The sequence below is a fragment of the Methylobacterium fujisawaense genome (genome assembly GCF_014138435.1).
Taxonomy (GTDB): Bacteria; Pseudomonadota; Alphaproteobacteria; order Rhizobiales; family Beijerinckiaceae; genus Methylobacterium; species Methylobacterium fujisawaense.
Map to the genome: position 1 here is coordinate 480,055 of NZ_JACJIM010000001.1, position 12,902 is coordinate 492,956.

Annotated in this window: 12 protein-coding genes; 6 read left to right on the forward strand and 6 right to left on the reverse strand. The window is 71.6% G+C overall.

Annotation, left to right across the window (positions count from 1 at the left end; genetic code table 11):
* The gene (gene fliN / locus GGQ91_RS02260) at positions 1-333 is read left to right on the forward strand and encodes a flagellar motor switch protein FliN (RefSeq protein ID WP_012321962.1); all 333 of its coding nucleotides are present in this window, start codon (positions 1-3) and stop codon (positions 331-333) included.
* 93 nt (positions 334-426) lie between these two features.
* Entirely contained in the window at positions 427-1,788 is a 1,362-nt protein-coding gene (gene flbD / locus GGQ91_RS02265; protein ID WP_043386056.1) for a sigma-54-dependent transcriptional regulator FlbD, read from the forward strand.
* 109 nt (positions 1,789-1,897) lie between these two features.
* Here flbD and GGQ91_RS02270 read toward each other — a convergent pair whose 3' ends face one another.
* The gene (locus GGQ91_RS02270) at positions 1,898-2,182 is read right to left on the reverse strand and encodes a hypothetical protein (protein WP_043347393.1); all 285 of its coding nucleotides are present in this window, start codon (positions 2,180-2,182) and stop codon (positions 1,898-1,900) included.
* Positions 2,183-2,284: 102 nt separating this feature from the next.
* On the reverse strand, positions 2,285-3,595 hold the full coding sequence (locus GGQ91_RS02275; RefSeq protein WP_043386053.1) for a KpsE/RkpR family capsule polysaccharide export protein: 1,311 nt from the start codon (positions 3,593-3,595) through the stop codon (positions 2,285-2,287).
* Between the two features lie 192 nt (positions 3,596-3,787).
* Here GGQ91_RS02275 and GGQ91_RS02280 point away from each other — a divergent pair, with 192 nt between their 5' ends.
* Genes GGQ91_RS02280 through fliP form a run of 3 tightly spaced genes read left to right on the forward strand, consistent with a single transcriptional unit; the run spans position 3,788 to position 6,121 of the window.
* On the forward strand, positions 3,788-4,219 hold the full coding sequence (locus GGQ91_RS02280) for a hypothetical protein (RefSeq protein WP_182591263.1): 432 nt from the start codon (positions 3,788-3,790) through the stop codon (positions 4,217-4,219).
* A gap of 55 nt (positions 4,220-4,274) precedes the next feature.
* A complete protein-coding gene (locus GGQ91_RS02285; protein WP_182591264.1) occupies positions 4,275-5,342 on the forward strand; it encodes a flippase-like domain-containing protein in 1,068 nt (355 codons plus the stop codon).
* Positions 5,339-6,121, forward strand: coding sequence for a flagellar type III secretion system pore protein FliP (fliP, locus tag GGQ91_RS02290; RefSeq protein WP_403090680.1), 783 nt, complete (start codon positions 5,339-5,341; stop codon positions 6,119-6,121). Before GGQ91_RS02285 ends, fliP begins: the two co-directional genes overlap by 4 nt.
* Before the next feature lie 124 nt (positions 6,122-6,245).
* Here the strand turns inward: fliP and GGQ91_RS02295 are convergent, their stop codons facing one another.
* The 4 genes from GGQ91_RS02295 to GGQ91_RS02310 form a co-directional block, all read right to left on the reverse strand.
* Complete coding sequence (locus GGQ91_RS02295) at positions 6,246-6,407, reverse strand: hypothetical protein (protein WP_158498481.1); 162 nt, start codon at positions 6,405-6,407, stop codon at positions 6,246-6,248.
* The gene (locus GGQ91_RS02300) at positions 6,404-9,802 is read right to left on the reverse strand and encodes a hypothetical protein (RefSeq protein WP_182591265.1); all 3,399 of its coding nucleotides are present in this window, start codon (positions 9,800-9,802) and stop codon (positions 6,404-6,406) included. The genes GGQ91_RS02295 and GGQ91_RS02300 overlap by 4 nt, the downstream gene beginning before the upstream one ends.
* 127 nt (positions 9,803-9,929) lie before the next feature.
* Positions 9,930-10,637, reverse strand: coding sequence for an invasion associated locus B family protein (locus GGQ91_RS02305; RefSeq protein ID WP_043760167.1), 708 nt, complete (start codon positions 10,635-10,637; stop codon positions 9,930-9,932).
* 102 nt (positions 10,638-10,739) lie between these two features.
* Positions 10,740-10,916: a hypothetical protein gene (locus GGQ91_RS02310; RefSeq protein ID WP_164706345.1), complete on the reverse strand. Its 177-nt coding sequence runs from the start codon at positions 10,914-10,916 to the stop codon at positions 10,740-10,742.
* Between the two features lie 376 nt (positions 10,917-11,292).
* Between GGQ91_RS02310 and GGQ91_RS02315 the strand changes: the two genes are divergently transcribed.
* Positions 11,293-12,738, forward strand: coding sequence for a homospermidine synthase (locus tag GGQ91_RS02315; protein WP_182591266.1), 1,446 nt, complete (start codon positions 11,293-11,295; stop codon positions 12,736-12,738).
* Positions 12,739-12,902: the final 164 nt, after the last annotated feature.

Consider the following 12,902-nt stretch of genomic DNA (forward strand, 5'->3'; position numbering starts at 1 on the left):
ATGTCCGACGATTTCAGCCTGCCCCAGCTCGGCGAGCACGACACCGACTACGCGGCGGGCTCGATCCGCGACGCGCCCACCACCCCGAAGACCGCCGCCGACCTGGAGCAGCTCTTCGACGTGCCCGTCATGGTCTCGGCGGTTCTGGGCTCGGCCCGGATGCCGATCGGCGACCTGCTGCGGCTGGCGCCCGGGGCGGTGCTCGAACTCGACCGGAAGGTCGGCGAGGCGATCGACGTGTTCGTCAACAACCGGCTGGTCGCCCGCGGCGAGGTCGTCCTCGTGGAGGATCGGCTCGGTGTGACGATGACCGAGATCGTCAAGGGTGAATGACCCGGGCGACCGAGAATGTGGCCCGGGCGCCGGCGACGGCCGCAGGCCAGTTCGGCGCGTAACCCGCGCCAGGATGTTTGAGAGGGACGAACCATGCGGCTCCTGATGATCGGGCGGCTCAATGGCGAGCTGATCACCGCCTCGAAGATTTGCATGCAGCGCGGCGCGTCGGTGACGCAGGCCGATGCCGTGCCGCAGGGCCTCAACGTCCTGCGCGCCCGGGGCGCCGACCTGATCATGATCGATGTCGGGCTGCCGATCCGCGAGCTCGTCACCGCCCTGGAGGCGGAGCGGATCCGCACGCCCGTGGTCGCCTGCGGCGTGTCGGCGGACGCGTCGGCCGCCGTGGCGGCGATCCGGGCCGGCGCCAAGGAGTACATCCCCCTCCCCCCCGACCCGGAGATGATCGCCGCGGTGCTGGAGGCGGTCGCCACGGATCGCGCGGCCTTCGTCTGGCGCGACCCGTCCATGGAGCGGGTGGTCAAGCTCGCCGAGCAGGTCGCGCGCTCCGAAGCCTCGGTGCTGATCACCGGCGAGAGCGGCACCGGCAAGGAGGTGCTGGCCCGCCACGTCCACCAGAAGTCCAACCGGGCGGGCAAGCCCTTCGTGTCGGTGAACTGCGCGGCGATCCCCGAGGCGCTGCTCGAATCCGAGCTGTTCGGCCACGAGAAGGGGGCGTTCACGGGGGCGGTCGCCCGACGGATCGGCCGGTTCGAGGAGGCCAATGGCGGCACGCTGCTCCTCGACGAGATCTCCGAGATGGACGTGCGCCTGCAGGCGAAGCTGCTGCGGGCCCTCCAGGAGCGGGTGATCGACAGGGTCGGCGGCACGGCGCCGGTGCGGGTCGACATCCGCGTGCTCGCCACCTCGAACCGCAACCTCGCCGAGGAAGTCCGGAAGGGCACGTTCCGCGAGGATCTGCTCTACCGGCTCAACGTCGTCGCCCTGCGGCTGCCGCCCCTGCGGGAGCGTCCGGCCGACATCATCGAACTCGCCACCCACTTCGCCCGGAAATACGCCGCGGTGAACGGGATGCCGGTCCGCCCGCTCTCTCCGGAAGCCCGGACCCTGGTGCTGAAGAACCCGTGGCGCGGCAACGTCCGCGAGCTGGAGAATACCCTTCACCGGGCGGTGCTGCTCGCCTCGGGCGACACGATCGGCCCGGAGGCGATTCTCTCGCCCGACGGCGAGACTTTCGCGGCCGAGGGACCGGCCGCGCGCGCCGCGCAGGTCGCCGAGGCCGCCACCCGCGGGCTGGTGGGGCGGACCGTGGCGCAGGTCGAGTGCGACCTGATCCTCGACACCCTGGATCATTGCCTCGGCAACCGGACTCACGCCGCCCGGATCCTCGGCATCTCCATCCGGACCCTGCGCAACAAGCTCAACGAATACGTCTCGGCAGGGCTCGAAGTGGCCGAGCCCGGGAGCGTCCGGACGAGTGTCGCCTGCGGCTGACGCGCCAGGGGTCGCGGGACCGATCCCCGCTCAGGCGCGCTGCCGCTCGGCGGAAATCCGGCCCGGAATCGATGCGGATGGCGGTGTCTCGACGCGGTGGTGAACGGTCCTAGCGCCGCCCGCTCTGCGCCGCCTTGTGGGCCTCGGTCTGGGCCGCGAAGGCCGCGTCGAGCTTGCGCAGCGACTCGTAGCGGGCCACGTCGCCCTCCACGTCGCGGATCGTCTCCTCGACCAGGTGGCGCTGGAGGGCCACCCGCGGATCGTCGGCGGGCAGCGCCTCCCGCTCCTGCAACCGGAGCACGGCCTGCCGCACCACCGTGTAGACCGCCTCGCGCTCCTCACGGGTCATCGACGGCTGGATCGCCTTCGCGACGAGATCGGAGAAATCCGACATGGCGTGTTAGCGTTCGCTCATTCTGGGACGCCCGAAAGGCCGGGCCGCCTCCCTCTACAGACCGCGCCGCCCCGGATCCAGATCCGGGAGCCGCGACCGCGGCTACATCCTCTGGTCGCGGATGCCTGCGAGCAGGAGCGCGGACGAACTCCAGATCACCAGGAAGCAGAAGAACGCCACCAGCAGGGTATGGCCCCGCTCGGGGTAGAGGCTGTCGGTGGGAAGGACCGGGGGCACGAAGGTGGCCAGGAAGATGTGCTGCTTGCTGGCAGAGACGCGGGCCCGGTCGAGGAGGGTGTGGGCTGATTCCTCGAGCTTCTCGGCGATGGTCCGTTCGACCAGCAGGCCCTCGTACTGGAGCAGCGCCTCGGTCAGGTTCTGCCCGCCCGCGCCGGCGGTGGCGCTCGTCATCTCGTCTTGGAGCGTCTTCATCTGCTGGTCGATGGCCGCGATGTTGGCCACCAGCGTCTGGATCGAGCGCGACCGCTCGTCCAGATTGGAGCCGCGCAGGACCTGCAGGTCGTTCTCGGCCTTCAGCTTGTCCTTCCGCAGGGACGTCAGGGCCGTCAGCGTTCCCTCCGCTGACTTGATCGGATCGATCACGCCCCACTGATTGCGGAAGGCCTGCAGCGCGAGATGCGCCTTGCGCAGACGGTCCTGCGCGACCTTGGCGTCCGCCTCGGCCTGGGCGACCATGTCGGACTGCGCCCGCTTCGAGATGTCGTTGATCAGAGCCTCAGAGCGCAACACCACCGCGCGGGCGATGGTCAGGGCGTCCTCGGGCGTGAAGGCGCGCACGGACAGGCGGATCACGCCTGAGATCGAGTCGATATGCGCCTCGACGTGCTTGCGCCAGTATTTGGTGAGATCCTCGATCGGATCGGTCGGATCGAAGCGCGCCCAGAAATCCGCCTCGGACCGCGAAAACATCTTGGAAATGCCGATGCTCTTCTCGAGAGCCTCGACCAGGGTCTGACTGTTGATGTAGTCGCGGACGATGAAGCTGTCCTGGCTGTTATGCTTCTGGATCAGGTTCGTGTACTGGCCGAGCGAGATGTTCTCCATCGGCTCGACATTGCCGCGGACCGCGAACTGGGCCTCCGCGACGTACTGGTTGGACGCGAAGGCGAACAGGTAGAGGCCGACCACCAGGGTGGGCAAAAGCACGAAGAAGCCGATCCGGCGGATGATCCGTGCGCCGTAGCTCGACGTGTCCTCCTGCCGCGGGCGCAGACCGGGCAGACGGGTCCAGTCCAGGCGCTCACGGACCGAGGCGACGAGCGCTCGTGCGGTGCGCTTCTCCGGCACCGGCCGGATCGTCTCCGCGCTCCGCCGCAACTCGGTCATCGTCGGTGCGGCGAACGTCACGATCTCGCCTTCGCGCGTGTCGTCCTTGACGTCGTCGAAGCTCATCCGCTCTTTGTTCCTGGGTCTGCGCCGGTTCCGCTGCCGCGGCGCCGGCCGAGGGGCGGCCCGTGCGCGATAATCGGAATCCCGTTCTTTTAGGCCCTTTTTATGGCACCCGGCTTGGCCGCTCCGCCCGTCGCTGCGCCGCGGCGACAGGCGCCGTAGCCCGCACCGGGTATCGCGTCCTACAGTCTCTGGATGATGACAGAACCCCATGTTCCGGGCGTGGATGGCCGCCCGACCGGCCGTTCGGCCAAGACCAAGCTCACCGAGATCGTCGTCGTCTGTTCCAAATGCGCCAAGCGGCAGGGTCTGCGCGGCCGAGACCTCCGTGCCCTGCTGAAAAAGGCCGGGAAGCAGGCCGCCCAGGACGGGGGAGCCGGCCGCCGGAGGAAGCTCTGTGTCGTGGAATCGAGCTGCCTCGGCCCCTGCCCGAAGCGCGCGGTGGCGGTCGCCACCGGCGCGAGCCTGGCTGCGGGCCGCGTTTTCCTGCTCGATCCCGCCGCCGGCCCGGCCGAAGCGCGTGCCGCCGTACTCGATCCCGTCCTGCCCCGCCGTGCAAACCCCGAATTCGGCCCCAATACCGCTCTAGCGGCGATACCATCCGACGAATCGCCGCCGGTCCGCTGACCGGCACAACCTGGAGCGCGCTCTTGCCCGCCTCTCGACGCGAGGCCCCCGCACCGTGACCGGCAACCACGTTTCCCGGAAGCGGCGGGCAGCCCACGCCGTGCTGCGTCGCCTCCCCTTGATCGGTACCCTGATCGGCCTCGGTCTCGCCGTCTGGCTCGTGGCGACCAACGATCTGGCCGCCGTGGCCACGGCCTTCGGGCGGATCGGCTTCGCGGGCTTCGCCGGCGTCACGCTGGTGCGGATCCTCGTGATCCTCCTCTGTGGCCTCGCCTGGGCGCGCATCCTCGACGGGCTGCCGCCCCCGGCCGGCCCGGCCTGTCTGATCCTGCGCTTCGTCCGCGAAGGCATCAACGTTCTGCTGCCCGTCGCCTCGGTGGGCGGAGACGTCCTCGGGGCACGCCTCCTCACCTTCTGGGGTGTTGCCGGGTCCCTGGCGGCGGCCTCGGTCCTGGCCGACCTGCTTTTCCAGGTCGGAACCCTCGCTTTGTTCGCCAGTCTCGGCGCGGGCCTCCTGAGCCGGGTCCAGGGCGCCGAAGCGGCTGCGCTCGCCAGCTGGACGCTGCGGACGCTGGCGGTGGCCGGTCTGGTGGTCGCGGCGTTCTTCGCCCTCCAGCGGATCGGCATCGTGCGGGTGATCGAGGATCGGCTCACCGCCCTCGTCCGGCGCTTCGTGCGCGAGACCGAAGCGCGCCCCGAGCCGCCCCGGCGGATCCAGGGGGCTCTGGACACGATCTGGGCGCCGAGCCGACGGGGCCACCTGGCCCAATCCTTCGTCCTGCACGCGCTGGCTTGGCTGCTCGGCACGGCAGAGGTCGCCGTCGTCCTCGCCTGCATCGGCGTGGATCATGTCGGCTTGGCCGACATCCTGGTGATCGAGGCGCTCAGCCAGGCGATCAAGGCCGCAGCCTTTCCGGTCCCGAGCGGCCTCGGTGTGCAGGAGGGCGGGCTCGTCCTGGTCTGCGGTCTGTTCGGCATCGATGCCGGCACCGCCCTCGCCCTCTCGCTCGCACGCCGGGTGCCCGACGTGGTGCTCGGCCTGCCGGCGCTCCTCGTCTGGCAGAACCTCGAAGCGCGCCGGGCCGGGGTGCGTCCGGCCACACCCAGCTGCGACAATCCGTGACCCAGAACCGTCCCGTGCCGGCTCGCCCGGCGGCCCTTGTCCCGAAGCCGCGCCTGCGGCTGCTCGCCCTGGCCGGACTGGCCGGCGGTCTGCTCGCCGCCGGCCCCGCCCTCGCGCAGAGCGTCACCCTCGATCTGGGCGCCGGCGGCACCACCGAGCGCGCCCTGCAGCTCGTGGCGCTGATCACCGTCCTGGCGGTGGCCCCGTCGGTGCTGGTCATGGCCACGGCCTTCACCCGCATCGTCGTGGTGCTGTCGATCCTGCGATCGGCGCTGGGCACCCAGACGGCGCCACCGACCGCGGTGCTGGTCAGCCTGGCGCTGTTCCTGACCGCCTTCGTGATGGCCCCCACGGGCCGCGCGGCCTACAGCGCCGGCATCGAGCCGTTGGTCGCCGGCCGGATCACGCAGGCGCAGGCGTTCGAGCGCGCCTCGGCGCCGTTCAAGACCTTCATGCTGCGCAATGTGCGCGAGAAGGACCTGAAGCTGTTCCTCGACCTCGCCAAGGTGCCGGCGCCGAAAGGCCCGGAGGATGTCGGCCTGGAAATCGTGACCCCGGCCTTCATGATCTCGGAACTGCGCCGTGCCTTCGAGATCGGCTTCCTGCTGTTCATCCCGTTCCTGATCATCGACCTCGTGGTCGCGTCGGTTCTGATGGCCGTCGGCATGATGATGGTCCCACCGGCGACGGTCGCCCTGCCGTTCAAGCTGATCTTCTTCGTGCTGGTCGACGGCTGGACCCTGGTCGCCGGCTCGCTGGTCCAGAGCTACGGCGGATGACGGCAGCCGCGACCGGCCGTCGACGATCCGGGCGAATCCGGACGGCCTCCGCGGCGACACCGCAGGATCGCGCGATGGCGGGGATCGGTGCGCGGAGTCGCCTGACGGGCCGCGCGGCATCGGCCTAGACGCGGCCGGCCTGCGGCCCCTGCCGGGCGATCCCGCTCGACGTGCCGGCGCCCTGCAGGCCGCACAGGATCTCGCGCCGCTCGGCCTTCCGTTCGGGCGTGCAGACGCGACCGTCGTCGGTCGTCAGGAAGGCGTCCGGATCGACGGGCCGGCTCACCCGGGCGGCGCGCCGGGCGATCCGGCGCTGCTCTGCTGGCCGCCTGCCCCGCCTGCCTGCGGAGCCTCCTGGGACGCCTCGCCGCTCGCGCCGGGTGCGTCCGGCCCGCCGCGTGCGGGTGTGGCGGCGTCCGGGTAGCGCTTGCGATACTCGGCCAGGAACGCCGACAGGGTCTGGGCCTTCGTGGCGCGCGCGGCGATGTCCCGGAAGCCCGGCGCCCGGGTCGGGTCCATGCCGGTCAGGAGCGCGAAGGTGCGGGCGTCCGGGCTCGCCGCCATGGCCTCCGAGAACTTCGCCTTGAGCCGCTCCAGGCCGATGGCCTCGTGCGCGAGATCGTAGGCGATCGCGGCGCGGATCACGTCGGCGCGCGCCTGATCGTCCAGCGGCTGGCCGGACTGCCACGAATCGCCGAGCAGCGCCTCATGGGCCTCGCCGGCCTCGCGCCAGCGGCGTGCGCCCCAGTAGATGTCGGCGCGCAGCCGGTCGATATCCGGGCCGCTCTCGCCGTCGATCGTCTCCAGGGCGAGGTCGGTCCGGGTCAGGTCCGACAGGGCACGGGCGCGGATCAGGCCGCGGGCGCGCCTGAGCTCGCCCGGGAGCTCGGGCAGCTCGGTGGCGTCGAGGGCCTTGAGCGCCTCCATCGGCTTGTCGTCCATCAGCCGCACCGTCGCGAGCCGCGTCGCCACGGCGGACCGCGCCGGGCCGGTGAGGCGGTTGTCGATCTGGTACTTCAGGAGGTCGGCGGCGGAATCGAGGAGGTCGAGGCCCACGAGGCGGTCGGCCAGCCGGCGCACCACCGCGTCGCCGCGCCGCCCGATCGGGCTCAGCTCCCGGAAGTCGAAGAAGAGCGCCACGGCCTCGATCCCGGAGAGCTTGTCGCCCTTGTCGGTGAGGTACAGGTTCTCGAAGGCCATCTGCGCCTCCCGCGTCAGGGCCTCCGTGGTGGGGGCGTTGGGCGCGGAGGCATTGGCCCGGCGCACCACCGTGAAGGCGTCCCGCCACCGGCCCGCGTCGAGGTAGAGGCGGGCGAGGCCGGCGGTGATGCCGTCCTCGACCGGGCCGCCGTGCCAGGTCAGGGCGAGCCGCTCCAGCCGCTCCGTGGCGGCATCGAGGGCCAGCTTGCCGGAAGCCCGAGCCAGGAGCGCCCCCCTGAGGGCGGCCTCGCCCGAGACCGGCCGCACGGCTGAATCCTCCAGGCGGGCATAGGCGTCGAGGGCCGCCTCGGTCTGGCCGGTCGCCTCGGCCACGCGGGCGCGGACCAGGGCCAACCGGTCCCGGATCCAGGGCGCCAGATGACGCTCTGCCTCGGCCCGGGCGGCGGCGGTCTCGGCATCGCCGTTCTCGATCGCCGATTCGGCCGCGCTCGCCCGGATCAGCTGCGCCACATCCGTGGGATAGCCGCTGGCCAGCGGCAGCACCTTGAGGAAGCCGGCTTCCGCCGCCTTCCAGTCGCCCGCACCCGCTGCCGCCATCGCCCGCCACAGGGCGGCCTCGCGATCATCGGCCAGGGGCGGCACGCTGAGGGCCTTCAGCGCCTCCGCGTTCCGGCCGATCCGCACCAGGGCCATGCCCCGCAGGATGGCCGTTTCGCGCTGCGAGGCCAGGAGGGGATCGTCGGCGGCCGCGATCTCGAGGACCGTGAGGCCCTCGTAGTCGAGGCCGTTGGCCAGATCCGCACGCGCCAAAGCGAGGCGGGCCGGACCGCGCTCGGATGGCGTCGCAGCGACGGCCGCGTCGAAGAGGCCGCGCAGGGTCTCGCGGACGTTGCCCATCCGGGCACGCTCCCAGGGCTCCTTCGCGATCGCAAGCGCACCCGCATCCGCGAGCACCGCTTCCGGCTTGCGGGCCGCCATGGAGGCGGCGAGACCGCCCTCACGGCCGATCGAGACGCTCTCGAGCTCGGGCCGCACGGCGAGATCGTCGGCGCCGGCCAGCACCGCGAGACCGTGCCGGCTCGGCAGGATCTCGAAATCGACGAAGCGGCGGCTCTTCGGGTTGCCGACCGGGCGCTGCGCGGCCGAGGTGACCACCGCGATCCGCTCGTTGTCGAGGGTGAGCCACGTCGCCGAACCGGGATGCGGCAGCGCCAGGGTGACGGCCATGCGGCCGGACGGATCGGGTTTGCGGACGGGATCGATCGTGTCGCTCGGACTCAGCGTCTCGCCCGCCGAGAGTTCCCAGGCGACCCCGCTGGCGGTGGTGACGGCGCTGAGATCGACGAGGCGTCCGGACGGGACGGGAAACCGCATGACCGTGAGCGGGCCGCTCCGGGCGGGCGGCCCCATTGGCGCGAGCCCCTGGCTCGCCGGCGGCAGGGTCACCGGCTCGGCGGTCTCGAAGGCCAGGGTCGCGACGCCGCCGCGCTCGAACAGGACGGCCGGCGGCAGGGTTTGGAACGGGAAGACCAGGCCGCCGCCGGCACGGCGCTTCGGCGGTGCCTCGGGAGGCCGGGGCGGAGCGGCCGGCGCCGCCTGGCGCGGCGGGACCGAGACCGGGACCGGGATCGGCGGCGACGCTGTCGCAGCGGCTGGCCCCGGCACGTCGACGGCGGCCGTCGCCGGCTCCGGCGGCTTGCGCCGGACCACGTCCACGATGATGGCGCCGTCCTCGCGCTCGGTGCCGATCGTGAAGCCGTCCTCGGGGGTGACGAGCAGGCTCGCCGAACTCGCGTCGATCTCCGTGGCCAGCTTGGCGATGCCCGGCCTCGGACGGCCGCGGGTCTCGCCCGTGTCGATGGTCCAGGCCCCCACCACCCGCACCCGCGTCGCCGGCCCCTCGGCGGTCACTGTTGAGACGGCCTCGGCGGGCAGGCGCAGCGACAACCGCGTCAAGGTCGGAAGCCGCGCCAGTTCGAGCGCCAGCGGCCGGCGCACGGGTTCCGGGATGCGCGCCCTGAGCGCCTCCTCGGCGGCCCGAGCCCGGCGGGCGAGTTCGGCGATCACCTCCGGCGGGAGCGGCGGCGGCAGGCCGGACCAGCCCTCCGGCAGCAGGTCCACGAACACCCGCTCGCCGGCCGTCTGGACGTTGACCTGGTAAGGCCGCTGCAGGGCGAGCCGGAGGCCCGTCCCGTCAGGATCGCGGCGGACGCTGGCGACGAAAGCCGGCATGTCGTCGGCGAGGTGCTCGGGCCCGGCCGCGATCCGCTCGCCGTAGCCGACGAGCAGCACGCCGCCGGCGAGCTTGGTCTTGATCGCGACCGGCTTGTCGAAGGTGAACACGATCCGGCCGTAACCGCCGGCACCGTTGCCGCTCTCGCTGCCCTTCGCGCCGATCAGCCGTGCGGCCAGGACCGGGTCGATCGCCGCCAGAAGGGCAAGCAGCGCCAGCGACGCCGTCGTCAGCAGCCGCACGCCACGTCCTCGACCGACCCGGGGTCGCCCGCCCACCGATCCCATCGCCTCGCCGATCCGAACCCGGCGCGCGGCACTGGACGCGCCGCGGCGCGCGGCGCCACATCTCGGCGGGATCCTGCCGCGCTGCGGCTAACGCTGGCTTAACCGTAACCGGAAAAGGCGACGGGCCTCAGCCGCTGAGGGCGACGGCCCGGTCGAAGGCCTGGGGGAAACCCACCAGCGGCACCGAGACGGTGGCCGGTTCGGTGCCCCCCGCCTTCTGACCGGTCACGGTGAGCGCCTTGGCGGTGCGCATGCCGTCGAGGGCCAGCGTCGGGAAGCTGATCGCCACGATGCAGCCCTCGGCGCTGCAGGTCGTGTAGGGCGCGCCCTTGCCCAGGGTCTGCTCGTCGAGCTTGAAGGTCACGCCCGGCTCGATGGCGAGTCCGAAGGGCATCAGCACGATCCCCTCGGAGCGGCCGTTCGCCGGCGTCTGCAGCTCGATGCCGAATTTGCGCCGGCCGGTCTGCGAATCACCCTGCGCCTGGGCCACGATGCAGGTGACCTTCTCGTTCGGACGCGTGCAGGTCATCGTCCAGTCGCCGTAGCTCTCGCTGACGGTGCTGGCTCCGGTGGGCCACGCGGCGTGGGCCGGCGCCGCCGCAGGCGTGGCGGCCGCCTCGGACTTCGCCGCCTCGGCGGGCTTGGCGGCCTCCGCGGGCTTAGCCGCCTTGTGGGGGACGGGCTTCGGCCGGGGCTTGGGACGTGCCTTGGCGGGTGCCTCGGCGGCCGGCGCGGCCTCGGGCTCGGCATCCTGTGCGCGCGCCGCCAGGATCGGGACCGCCGTGAGCAAGGTCGCGATCAGGCTGAGACGCAGATGCGCACGAAATGTCGGCATGGAATCACGATCCCCCGAAGCCATTGGACGGCAGAGCCGCCTAATGCCCTAGCCGGGGCGACGCAATCGTCCGGAGCATCGTCAGTGGGTCGGGGGCCGCCCTCAGAGCGGATTCGGGCCGCCGACGGCGCGGGCCAGGGCGCAGCGGCGCGCGAAGGCGGTCTCCGCTCCGTTGCGCAGGCCACGGGCGACCGCAAAGACGAGGGTGAGGAAGCCGGGATCACGGTCGGCGGTCTCGACGGCCGGGCCGGGGATCCGGGAGGTTATGAGCGCGAGCATGACGGACTCCAAGTGCGAGGGCCCGGGCGTTTCCACGCTCCCCAGTTCCTGCGGTCCTCTCGGTGACCTTGCTGCACTGCAATATGAGCCCTGCACGCGGAGCCTGCCATCCGTTCCAAGGCGGGGGGCGCATGCGTCGAGGTCATGGTTTCGACCGGGCGCGTGCAAGATGCCGTTAACGAAGGCGCGGATCCGCGCGGTTGACCGGCGACGGGCGAGCGGCCATTGAGCGCGCTTCCGGCGACTCGGCCCCTGGACCGCACCGGCACCGCTCCGGCGGCGCGGGCCTGTCGCTGCACTGTCACACGCGCGCCATAACCCGCCCGCGAGCCAGATGAGCGGACGCGCCCGGCATCCGCCAACGAGGATATCCCGCATGACCGATCAGCCGACCCGTCACCCGATCCACGGCCGGATCACCGGCCCCATCGTGATGATCGGCTTCGGCTCGATCGGCCGGGGCACCCTGCCGCTCATCGAGCGCCATTTCGAGTATGACCGGGCCCGCTTCACGGTGATCGACCCGGTCGACACGCATCGCGCCCTCGCCGAGAAGCACGGCCTGCGCTTCGAGAAGGTGGCGCTGACGCCGGAGAACTACCGCGACGTGCTCACCCCGCTCCTCACCGAAGGCGGCGGCCAGGGCTTCTGCGTGAACCTGTCGGTCGACACCTCCTCGCGGGCGATCATGGAGCTGTGCCGCGAACTCGGCGCCCTCTACATCGACACCGTGGCCGAGCCCTGGCCGGGCTTCTACTTCGACAAGACCAAGAGCCAGGGCGACCGCACCAATTACGCCCTGCGCGAGAACATCCTCGATGCCCGCGAGCAGAAGCCGGGCGGCACCACGGCGGTCTCCTGCTGCGGCGCCAATCCCGGCATGGTCTCGTGGTTCGTCAAGCAGGCGCTCCTGAATATCGCCCAGGATACCGGCCTGGAGCGGCCGGAGCCCAAGACCAAGGCCGAGTGGGCCGCCCTGATGAAGGATCTGGGCGTGAAGGGCGTCCACATCGCCGAGCGGGACACGCAGCGCGCCAAGAATCCGAAGCCGCGCGGCGTCTTCGTCAACACGTGGTCGGTCGAGGGCTTCGTCTCCGAGGGCAACCAGCCGGCCGAGCTCGGCTGGGGCACGCACGAGACCTGGAAGCCCGACAACGCCCGCGAGCAGGAGAAGGGCTCGCGCTGCGCGATCTATCTGCTGCAGCCGGGGGCCGACACGCGGGTGCGCACCTGGGTCCCGACGGCCGGCTCGCAGTTCGGCTTCCTCGTGACCCACAACGAGGCAATCTCGATCGCCGACTACTACACGGTGCGCGAGGGCGATCAGCCGGTCTTCCGGCCCACCTGCCACTACGCCTACCACCCGGCCGACGACGCCGTGCTGTCGCTCCACGAGATGTTCGGCAAGGCGGCCAAGGTGCAGGAGCAGCAGCACATCCTCGACGAGACCGAGATCGTCGACGGCATCGACGAGCTCGGCGTGCTCGTCTACGGCCACAAGAAGAACGCCTACTGGTACGGCTCGCAGCTCTCCATCGAGGAGACCCGCCGGGTCGCACCGTATCAGAACGCCACCGGCCTGCAGGTGACCTCGGCGGTGCTTGCCGGCATGGTCTGGGCCCTGGAGAACCCGGAGGCCGGCATCGTCGAGGCCGACGAGATGGATTTCCGCCGCTGCCTAGAGGTCCAGACCCCGTATCTCGGTCCGGTCGTGGGCGTGTACACGGACTGGACGCCGCTCACCGACCGCCCGGGCCTGTTCCCGGAGGACATCGACACCAGCGATCCCTGGCAGTTCCGCAACGTGCTGGTGCACGGCTGAAGGCTCTGCCGCGCCCCGTCAGCCGGGGCGCGGATCCGCCGCCTGAACGGCAGCGCAATCCTGCACGCAAAAGGGGCCTCCGAGATCGTCGATCTCGGAGGCCCCTTTTGTACGGGCGCCCCGTCCGGCCCCGTCGTCGTGCATTCGCCGCGCGGCAGCGGTCC

Bases quoted from the DNA above. Each gene is read 5' to 3' on its own strand.
- GGQ91_RS02270 (WP_043347393.1), bottom strand. From the start codon at position 2,182: ATGTCGGATTTCTCCGATCTCGTCGCGAAGGCGATCCAGCCGTCGATG.
- GGQ91_RS02275 (WP_043386053.1), bottom strand. From the start codon at position 3,595: ATGAGCTTCGACGACGTCAAGGACGACACGCGCGAAGGCGAGATCGTG.
- GGQ91_RS02310 (WP_164706345.1), bottom strand. From the start codon at position 10,916: ATGCTCGCGCTCATAACCTCCCGGATCCCCGGCCCGGCCGTCGAGACC.
- GGQ91_RS02300 (WP_182591265.1), bottom strand. From the start codon at position 9,802: ATGGGATCGGTGGGCGGGCGACCCCGGGTCGGTCGAGGACGTGGCGTG.
- GGQ91_RS02315 (WP_182591266.1), top strand. From the start codon at position 11,293: ATGACCGATCAGCCGACCCGTCACCCGATCCACGGCCGGATCACCGGC.
- flbD (WP_043386056.1), top strand. From the start codon at position 427: ATGCGGCTCCTGATGATCGGGCGGCTCAATGGCGAGCTGATCACCGCC.
- fliN (WP_012321962.1), top strand. From the start codon at position 1: ATGTCCGACGATTTCAGCCTGCCCCAGCTCGGCGAGCACGACACCGAC.
- GGQ91_RS02305 (WP_043760167.1), bottom strand. From the start codon at position 10,637: ATGCCGACATTTCGTGCGCATCTGCGTCTCAGCCTGATCGCGACCTTG.
- GGQ91_RS02280 (WP_182591263.1), top strand. From the start codon at position 3,788: ATGATGACAGAACCCCATGTTCCGGGCGTGGATGGCCGCCCGACCGGC.